Genomic DNA, 9,203 nt, shown 5'->3' with positions numbered 1-9,203 from the left:
CATCAGAGATGGGTATAAGAGACAGGGCCCTCCCCTTCGAGCAGCGTGTGCTGACCCGACGTGCGTAACCCGTGGTGGATCGAGTCGGAACTGCTCGAGACGTCGTCGTTCACCTCGCGAACGATGTCGGCGAAGTCGACGCCGGTCACGTCGGCGTGGATGCCGAACTCGTCTGCGCGCTCGAGGGTCTCCATCACCTCCGCGTGGTACAGCAGTTGTTTCGACGGAATACAGCCGCGGTTGAGACAGGTCCCACCGAGCGGCCCCTTCTCGACGACCGCGACCGATTGGCCGCGGTTCGCGAGAGCGCTCGCCACGTCGAGTCCCGATCCCGAGCCGATAACGAGGAAGTCGAATTCCGCAGTGCCTGCGTCCATGCGTCGATCATCCACGGCCAATCCGATTAAACCCGCACCGACGAATCGATTCGTCGTCGATGAGAGCGGAAAAGACGGTTCAGACGAGCACGACGGGCAACATCGCCACGGCGCCTGCGGCGAATCCGACGAGAAGCTCGCGGCGCCCGCGATTGGGCAAGTCCGCGCCGGTCTCCAGCGCCTCGGGGATGAACTCCGTCGCGACGAGGTAAACCATCGCGCCGGCGGCGAATCCGAAGCCGAACGGCAGGAACGCCTCGGCCCACGAGACGAACGCGAACGCGATGACCGCACCGATGGGTTGGGGGAGACTCGAGAAGACCGCCGCCCCGACCATCCGCCAGTTAGACAGCCCCATCGCCCGCATCGGAATGGCGATGGCGGTCCCTTCCGGGACGTTGTGGATCGAGATGGCGATCGTCATGAACACCGCGAGCAGCGGAATCGAAACCCCGAGTATCGACACGCCGCCCCCCAGTCCGAGTTCGGCGAACGAGACGCCGACCGCCACGCCCTCGGGAAAGCTGTGGACCGTGAGGATGCCGAGAATGAGGACGAGTTTCTTCAGGTCTCCCTCGGCGAACGCCGCCGCCTCGATCGGCGGACCGTCGTGGCCGTGCCCGTATCCGTGACCGGCGCCGTTGGCCCGTACCTCGTCGAGTTCGGTCGCCTCGCGACCGTGTTCGTGCTCATCGTCGCGGTCGCGTTCGCGTCGGTGATCCGCGCTCCCGCCGAGATCGACGCGACCGAGCACTCTGTCGGAGACCTCGACCAGCGCGACGCCCGCGAACAGGCCGCCGACCATCAGCGTCGGAAACCCGCTCGAGGCGTACGCAAGCCCCTCGTCGACGAGGCCGAGCACGGAGACCGTCACCATAATTCCCGACGCGATCCCCCACAGCCCCACGTTCCATCGGTCGCTGAAGTCCTCGACGAAGAAGAACGGCAATGCGCCGATTCCCGTCGCCAGCGCGGTGATCAATCCCGCGACCAACACGATGACGAGGTTTTCCGCGAGTGACATACTTATCGTATGAGCATGGCACCAAAGTATCTTTTTAAAACTGGGAATATATTTCGGCTAGCATAAAGCGAACGCGATCGAGAGCGTTTGAAGTCGCCTGCTGTGCGCCCCGTCGGTATCGACGACGTTAGTTGGCAGCGCAGTTGTTCGGGCCCAGCTCGAGCGCCTCGACGTCGGCGTCCGGCTGCTCCTTGCCCCAGTTGATCTGCTTGATCTCGTTGTAGTTGGCCGGTTCGTCTGCGAGGCTCTCGACGATGGTCTCGACGAACGCGCTCTCGTCGCCGTCCTCGACGTAACTCAGGAGTTCGTTGGTCGTCTCCTCCCGAAGTTCACCGAGTTCGGTCGCGAGCGGGCGGACCGATTCGTCGCTGAAGTGGCCCGGAAGGACGACGGTCTCGTCCGCGAGGTCCGTCAGCCGCTCGAGGCTGTCGAAGAGCTGACTCGAGGCCTCCCGGATGGCCTCCTCATCGCCGTCCTCGAGGTCGGGACGGCCGACGCTGCGGAGGAACAGCGTGTCTCCGGAGAGGAGCGCGTCACCGAACCGGAACGAGACGCTGCCTGGGGTGTGTCCCGGCGTGTGGAGCACCTCGAGGTCGCGGTCGCCGACGGGAATCGTCTCGCCGTCCTCGAGTGTCGTGACGTTCTCGAGGTCGCCGGCGTCGTCCCCGTGGAGGTAGTACGGGACGTCGAGTTCGCCGGCGAGTCGGCGGGCGCCCGAGACGTGGTCGGCGTGAGCGTGGCTGTCCGCGACGCCGACGATCTCGAGGTCGCGCTCGTCGGCCACGTTTAGGTACTGATCGATGTACTGACTCGGGTCGACGACGACGGCCGCCTCGCCGTCGTGGGTGAGATACGAGACACAGCCCGTCCCGGGACGGACGACCTGTACGACCCCTTCGACGCCGTCTGCGTCCTCGAGATCGTACTGGCGGTGGACGCGACCCCAGCCATTCATGCCGTCGTCGATCGATCTCGCGTCGAACCCGTGTTCGCGGAGGAACTCCGCCGCTCGCGCGGACGTGATACCGGCAACGCAGACGACCGCGATCTCCGTATCCTTCGGGAGTTCGTCGAGGTGCTCCTCGAGCGTGGAGTAGTCGTACTCCAGCAGTTCGTTGTAGATCGGGACGTTCGTGCTCCCGTCGATCCGCCACTCCTCGTAGTCGTCCTCGTTCCTGACGTCGAGGACGAAGAGGTTCGACGCATCGTCTTCGTCGATGCGCCGTGCGACCTCCGCCGGACTCAAGTCGATATTGCTCATAACACCCAATTATACACGATACTATCTCTTAAGTTCGTTGCCGGACTGTGCGCCGATTAATGTTCCCGTTGGAACTGAGGGATGGACGTGAGAAGAGACGCTGAAACGGGAGCGCTGTCGAAACGTATTCCGGAGTAGAGACGCGAGAGTCACCTCGAGGTTACCGACGTCCGAACCGTTACTGGGCGGGGACTTCGGTGCCGGCCTCGGCGTGTTCGTACTTGTCCTCGAACTCCTGGATGAGCTGGCCCATCTTCGCGTACCAGTCGTTTAACATCCGCTGCATGTCGTTCGCGATCTGAGTCGGATCCGTCGGGTAGTAGACGTGGTAGTAGCCGCCCTGCTCGTAGTTGATCTGCTCCTTCTGGATGAAGCCGCTCTGGAGCAATCGCTGGATCGATCGGTACGCAGTCGAGCGCTCGCGGTCGACTTGGTCGGCGACCTCGTCGATCGTCAGCGCTTCCTCGCTCTCGACCATCACGCGGAAACAGTCCTTGTCGAGTTGCTTGAGCCCGTGGATACACTCCAGCAGCCCTTCACACTCCATGTCCTGCTGTAGTTGCTCCGCCATCGAATTAGCCATTGTACTACTATCCGGTAGGGACTGCACCGGTATAAGGGTTGTGTGAATATTGTACAATCTCAATGAGCCGCGAGCGGGGCCCAGCGAGCGGCGTAGGGCGTTCTCAGTCCGCTGACGGTGCGGACGCCCTGGCCTCCGCGCGCATCGTTCTGATCGTGCTGTAGATCACGGCCCCGCTGACCATGAACGCCGAGAGCAGGATCAGCGCGAAGCTGACCGTATTCAGTGCGTCCATCCCGAGGTAGTCGCCCGCCTGACGGAACGCAACGGCGATCGAGCCACCGACCAGCATCAGTCCAAAGTAGATCTTGATATCGTCTTCGTCGACGACGCTGGTCGCGGCCGATCCGATCCGGGCGCCGAGCGCGCTCCCCACAAGCAGCGGCGCGACGATCGAGAGGTCGACGCCGCCGTTGAGCCCGTAGGTGAACGCGCCGAATCCACCCGAGAAGACGATCTCAAAGAGGTCGGTCCCGACCGCGACGGGAACCGGGACACCGATGAGGTAGACCATCGCGGGCATCTTGATGAAACCACCACCGACACCCAGGAAGCCCGACAGCAGACCCGTGGCGAACGCGACGGCCAGTATCAACCAGAGCGAGACCTGGATTCCGCCGGCGACCGTCATCATCGGCGGGATGCGGTAGGACTGAATCCGCTTCGCGAGGGGTGGAATCGCGTCCGGGTCGAACTCCTCGTCGGACTCGTGGTGGTTGTCATCCGAATCGTCTCCATCGTCGTTTACGAGCGCGTTTCGGGTGACGAACAGCCCGACCGCACCCAACAGGACGACGTACGTGACGCCGATGGCACCGCTGGCGAGTCCCAGTTCCTCGAGGTAGTACACCACTCGACTACCCACCTCGATGCCGCTCGTCGTCCCGACGATCATTAACCCGCCGAGTTTGTAGTCGACCTGACCGAGGTCGCGGTGTTTCAACGTCGCGATCGTGGCCGTCCCGAACACGAAGGCCATGCCGCTCCCGACGGCGACTCTGGCGGGATACCCCATCACGAGTAACGCGGGCGTGACGAGGAACGAGCCGCCCATCCCGAAGAAGCCGAACAGCACGCCGACCATGAAGCCGAAGCTCACGAACAGTGCCAGCGTCGTCAGTGCGATTCCGAATGGCTCCATCTATGCGCGTGTGATTTTCTCGACGATTGGCGTTGCGACTCGCTCGAGTGCGCCGTACCCGACGTAGAGGACGACCGCCTCGAGGAGGACGGCGCCGACGAGGGCGCCTGACTGTACTGCTGACGAAGATGCGGTGAAGTCGATCATCGCGATCGACCACCACCGTTCGGTTGTGTGTATCTCATGGGTTTCTGCTCGGTATCGTCTACCCGGAGGACGGCTATAACGCTTTTGGGAATAGCACACAATATTACTGCAATCAATCTCACGGCTATCCTACGAAGATATTCGAATAACTTACGAGGATATTCGGTTCGGGCGGCGAGGCGTCTGCAGAGTTCGCGCGCGGTCGGGGCGCTCGCCTCGAGCGGTTCTAACGATCACTCTGGTGACGTCTTCCCGGCTGACGGTCGCCGGTGTCCGGGTCGCAGTCCGCACTGTCCGCAACCGATCGGCCGGTAACAGTATTGGTAACCGGAAACAATATCATGCCATCGGCCCTACGAGTCGTATGAAAGCGATCTGTGCGACCGACCTCTCCGCCGCCAGCGAGGCGACGATCGAGAGCGAGACCTGTCTCGAATGCCTCGGCCGGATCGGCGTCGAAGAGATCCACCTCGTGACCGTGATCCCGTCGAACGTTCACGCGGGTATGCCCGGCCTCGACTTCGAGGAGCGACGCGAGCGGGCGCTCGAGCGATACCGCCGCGTCATCGAAGACGCGGGCTTCGACGTCGAGGCGCACGTGGTCCGCGGCACGCCCCACCGGCGCATCAACGGGGTCGCCGAAGCGGTCGGCGCCAGCCTCACGGTCGTCGGCTCGCGGGGAAAGAGTCCGCTCGAGAACCGCGTTATCGGATCGACTGCACGCAACCTCGCGCGGACGACGGTCGTCCCACTGCTGGTCAACCGGATCGAACGCGGAGCGGATAAGCCATCCGTCGTCCGCGAACACTTGTTTCGGCGGATGCTGTTCGCGACGGACTTCTCAGAGAACGCCGAACGAGCCTTCGAGGCGTTCTCGTACCTCCGTCACGCGACGCGGGAGGTGACGCTGGTCCACGTTGAAACGGCGAAGGATCCGGCGCTTCCAGCGGGCGCTGACCCCGAAGCGCGACTGGCGGAGTTGGCGACCAAGCTTGAGGACTGGGAGATCGAGACGCGGACCGCAGTCCGGCAGGGCGATCCGGCGGACGAAATCCTCGCCGCCGAGAACGAGTACGAACCGACGACAATTCTCATCGGCTCGCGTGGACACAGCCGGCTCCGTCGACTGTTGCTCGGGAGCGTCTCCGAAGACGTCGTTGCGCGGGCGAACGGAAACGTCATGCTCGCTCCACCAGACCGGACGGTGTGACCTAGCAGCGAATCGACATAGCCAATCGGATCCGACTTGAAGTGGATTTGAGAACCATCCGTCTCGCATCGCGTCGCCGTCTCGAGGAATCGATCAAGGTCGGAATACTCACCTATCATCCCATCGGCTCTCACGACCTCGAAGAGTCGGGGTTCGTCGAGAATGCGTGTGATCGTCGTACGACGCCTTTACCGACTCAAGGATATGTTCGTCGACGAATTCCCGCGGAAATATCCGTCGTTGACCGTATTGACGAGTGTCCGATATCGACACAAAGCGACGTCGCCGCTTACATAGGATTATTTATAACAACCCGATATTATTTCCGGTTACTGAAAGAGCAACCAAAGTGAAGGGTATTGTGGGTCTGTTCATACCCTTCGAGAGGGGTGAGACCTGCCTTCGAATCATGGGACCGCACGGAAGGCAGGTCAGATGGGAGTTTGGTAGTCAACGACATAGTCATTAGCCTGCCCTTTGCATGGATGCTTTAAGGGACGACATCTGAGGACAGATAACTTCCAAAACTCTTCCCTACGAAGCATTTTCCGCGACAAATCCCTTAGCCCAGACATATCTACAACCATTGTAACACCCGACGCAGAGGAGATGGATGTGTACGGTTTAAATATTTTGTCGCGAGCCAGCTTCGCCGGCCCGCAGCACAAAAGTTCGGTTAGGAGCAGATGTGATCGTGTCCTTCGGCGAAATTCCCTCACTGGAACTATACGACCAATCAGCCGGGGATCAGATCGTCTTGCCCATCGTCTTCGCGAGCGAGAGCAGAAATCCCATCCCGGTTTTGACGTCCGGATCGCGCAGCGCCCTCGCGACGCCAATCGGACCGACGGGTTCCGTCGGTTCGGAACCGGCCTCACCGACTGCCTCGAGCAGCGACTCGTTTGTTCGGGCCACGTCGTCGTCGGTCGCGGTGTTGGCCACCTCGCCGAGGCGCGTTCCGGTCGACGCGAGGCCCGTAACCATGTCGTCGTCCATCGCGTTTGAGGCAGGTGCGAGCAGGTCCGCCATCGCTAGCAGGTCGTCGAGCGTCCCCGACCGCTGCAGGCGGGCGAGTCCCTCGATCGCGTCGGCCAGATCGTCGGCGTTCTCGCCGGTCGCCTCGCCGAGTCGCGCGGCCTCGGGCGTCGCCAGCCCGTCGCTCGGCTCGCATGCCGTCCGATCGTTTCGTGTGGATCGGTCATCGTTCGATCACACTCGGAGAGTAGTATTGTATATTAATCCCACTATCGAAAACCATTTGTGCACGAATAGGTGATAAATATATATTCAGGCGACCGGCCTCGAGCGGGTTCCCGCTCACCGAACCGGGCCGTAACGGATCCGTAGTGATCGATCGGATTGGGCAACCGTCCCCAATAGGATTCATATCGGGAGGAGGAGGAGTATCCCACTCCGTTCGGGGCTGCTCGGGACGGCCACCGCGAGCATCGACCAGTTGGTCACGTCGCCGCGGCGAGGAACCCCAGACGCTTTGCCGCCCCAATATTGTCCTAAATACACAAAATCATTATGGTCATGGAGACCGTACCGTCGACCATGAGCGAGTCCATCGACGACGAACGACAAAGGATCCGCGAACGGAAGAAGCGAGAGCTGCAGGAACGCCTCGAGAACGGTGGGAGCCTCGACGCAGCTGACGCCGTCGAGGCGAGCGACGCACCCGACGAGCCGATCGCGATCACGGGCCAGAGTCACCTCGACGAAGTCGTCACGGAGCATGACCTCGTCCTCGTGGACTGCTACGCTGACTGGTGTGGCCCCTGTCAGATGATGGAGCCGACGATCGAAGCGCTCGCCGCGGAGACCGACGCTGCGGTCGCGAAGGTTGACGTCGATCGACACCAGCGAATCGCCCAGCAACTGGGCGCCCGTGGGGTCCCTACGCTGGTACTCTACGCCGACGGCCAGCCGGTCGAGCGCATGGTCGGTGCCCAGGACCACGGGACGCTGCAGGGCCTGATTGAGCAACACGCGTAACACCTCGAGTTCCGTACTCACGCCGAGCGGCGGGACTCGGCCGCGACCGGTTGTCCTGGGATGGACCGACGGCGTGACTGTGCCGTGACCACACCGCGACCGCTTTCAATTCAATTATGTCCACTGACTGGAGACGCGCGATCGAAACGCAACGCGAGGAGAAAGACCGGTACTTCGGCGGCGATCCGCACTCGCCGATTCCGCCGGACGAGCGCGAGTCGTTCGACGGCCTCGAGTACTACCCGATCGACGAGGACTACCGGTTCGAACTGCCGCTGCACGAGTACGACGACACCGAACCGGTCACCGTGGGGACGAGCACCGACGGCGAGCGGGAGTACCTTCGGTGGGGCGAGTTCCGGTTCACCGTCGACGGCGAAGACGTCGCGCTGCAGGCCTACAAGGGAGATCCGGACGACGAACGGCTCTGGGTCCCGTTCCGGGACGCGACCAGCGGCGACGAGACCTACGGCGCCGGTCGGTACCTCGACCTCGAGGACGACGCCCACCGTACGAACGACGGAAACTGGATCCTCGACTTCAACGAGGCCTACAATCCGACGTGCGCGTACTCGGATCGGTACGAGTGCCCGCTCCCGCCGACGGAAAACTGGCTCGAGGTCCCGATCGAGGCCGGCGAAAAGGCATATCACTGAGTTCCGTTCGACCACACGGGACGACCGGTTCGTCCCTGGAGTTAGATCGTGTCTGCTGGGTCGTGTTCGTCCGCCATTCGCGCTGCTTCGTCGGCGTACCGGTCGCGGACGTCTGGGTCCTCGACGGTCGCGAGATCATCGGGAGCGACGTCCTTTGCGGCAGTGACCGTGTCCAGGTCGACCGCCTGCGCTGCGAGTTCCTTTCGGAAGGTTCGAGTTCCGTCGGGAGTCGCATAGGTGAGGATGATGAGGTCTCGATTGTCGTAATCGCGCTCGACCAGCCACACGCGAACGTCGGCCGACTCCGATGGCATGAGAACCCAAACGAGAAGCGTAAGGGTAGTCGTTGGGGTTGAGAGTTTAGTGGCTTGAGAACCTCATCGGTATCCACGCCTTCGGCTCGAGAATGTCACCACCGACGCTCGTCTACGACGACGATTGCGGGGTCTGTACTCGTGCAGCGCGGTTCGTGGACCGCCGCGCGGCGATTGACATCGTCGGCTTTTCGGAACTCACGGACGACCTGCGAGCGCGCTTGCCGCTCGACTACGAGGCGTGTGCGCATCTGGTTACCGACGAGACGACCTACTCCTGTGGGGCAGCGATGGAACGCGCCTACGAACGGACCGGCCTTCTGCCATCGCAGTTTTTTCCGCTGTTTCGTCGCGTTCCTGGATATGCACCCGTCCGCGAGTTCGTCTATCGCGTCGTCGCGTCGAACCGGCCGTCGATCGGCCGATTGCTACCGTAGCTTCTCGAAAGCGTATAGGCAACCCGCTATTCCGACCGAGATTCAATCGAAAACG

11 protein-coding genes and 1 pseudogene are annotated in these 9,203 nt (G+C 62.2%); 4 read left to right on the top strand and 8 right to left on the bottom strand.

Translation table 11 applies throughout. The annotated features are described in order from the left end of the window. Positions 1-26 precede the first annotated feature (26 nt). The 6 genes and pseudogenes from C480_RS18475 to C480_RS23915 form a co-directional block, all read right to left on the bottom strand. Positions 27-377: pseudogene (locus C480_RS18475) on the bottom strand (FAD-dependent oxidoreductase); the annotation flags it as partial. Between the two features lie 79 nt (positions 378-456). Continuing rightward, positions 457-1,401, bottom strand: a complete 945-nt coding sequence (locus tag C480_RS18470; protein ID WP_006667153.1) for a ZIP family metal transporter — start codon at positions 1,399-1,401, stop codon at positions 457-459. 127 nt (positions 1,402-1,528) lie between these two features. Beyond that, positions 1,529-2,662 (bottom strand): MBL fold metallo-hydrolase, encoded by a 1,134-nt coding sequence (locus tag C480_RS18465; protein WP_006667152.1) that lies wholly within the window; start codon positions 2,660-2,662, stop codon positions 1,529-1,531. A gap of 178 nt (positions 2,663-2,840) precedes the next feature. Beyond that, a complete protein-coding gene (locus tag C480_RS18460) occupies positions 2,841-3,245 on the bottom strand; it encodes a helix-turn-helix domain-containing protein (protein ID WP_006667151.1) in 405 nt (134 codons plus the stop codon). Between the two features lie 103 nt (positions 3,246-3,348). After that, on the bottom strand, positions 3,349-4,386 hold the full coding sequence (locus C480_RS18455) for a sulfite exporter TauE/SafE family protein (RefSeq protein WP_006667150.1): 1,038 nt from the start codon (positions 4,384-4,386) through the stop codon (positions 3,349-3,351). Then, positions 4,387-4,533 (bottom strand): DUF7512 family protein, encoded by a 147-nt coding sequence (locus C480_RS23915; protein ID WP_006667149.1) that lies wholly within the window; start codon positions 4,531-4,533, stop codon positions 4,387-4,389. 364 nt (positions 4,534-4,897) lie between these two features. On the opposite strand from C480_RS23915, the gene C480_RS18450 reads away from it, so the two are divergent. Further along, on the top strand, positions 4,898-5,743 hold the full coding sequence (locus C480_RS18450) for a universal stress protein (RefSeq protein WP_006667148.1): 846 nt from the start codon (positions 4,898-4,900) through the stop codon (positions 5,741-5,743). Positions 5,744-6,490: 747 nt separating this feature from the next. Here the strand turns inward: C480_RS18450 and C480_RS18445 are convergent. Next, a complete protein-coding gene (locus tag C480_RS18445) occupies positions 6,491-6,772 on the bottom strand; it encodes a DUF1641 domain-containing protein (RefSeq protein ID WP_006667147.1) in 282 nt (93 codons plus the stop codon). Between the two features lie 528 nt (positions 6,773-7,300). Here C480_RS18445 and trxA point away from each other — a divergent pair. Together trxA and C480_RS18435 are read left to right on the top strand one after the other, a co-directional pair. Next, positions 7,301-7,741, top strand: coding sequence for a thioredoxin (gene trxA / locus C480_RS18440; protein ID WP_049903979.1), 441 nt, complete (start codon positions 7,301-7,303; stop codon positions 7,739-7,741). 116 nt (positions 7,742-7,857) lie between these two features. Continuing rightward, entirely contained in the window at positions 7,858-8,397 is a 540-nt protein-coding gene (locus C480_RS18435; protein ID WP_006667145.1) for a DUF1684 domain-containing protein, read from the top strand. A gap of 41 nt (positions 8,398-8,438) precedes the next feature. Here C480_RS18435 and C480_RS18430 read toward each other — a convergent pair whose 3' ends face one another. After that, a complete protein-coding gene (locus C480_RS18430) occupies positions 8,439-8,711 on the bottom strand; it encodes a hypothetical protein (protein ID WP_006667144.1) in 273 nt (90 codons plus the stop codon). 92 nt (positions 8,712-8,803) lie between these two features. Here C480_RS18430 and C480_RS18425 point away from each other — a divergent pair, with 92 nt between their 5' ends. Then, entirely contained in the window at positions 8,804-9,148 is a 345-nt protein-coding gene (locus tag C480_RS18425; RefSeq protein ID WP_006667143.1) for a thiol-disulfide oxidoreductase DCC family protein, read from the top strand. The last annotated feature ends 55 nt before the right edge of the window (positions 9,149-9,203 follow it).

The organism is Natrialba aegyptia DSM 13077 (assembly GCF_000337535.1).
Taxonomy (GTDB): Archaea; Halobacteriota; Halobacteria; order Halobacteriales; family Natrialbaceae; genus Natrialba; species Natrialba aegyptia.
The sequence above is the reverse complement of the archived record's forward strand: the minus strand, read 5'-3'. Positions and strand labels throughout refer to the sequence as shown.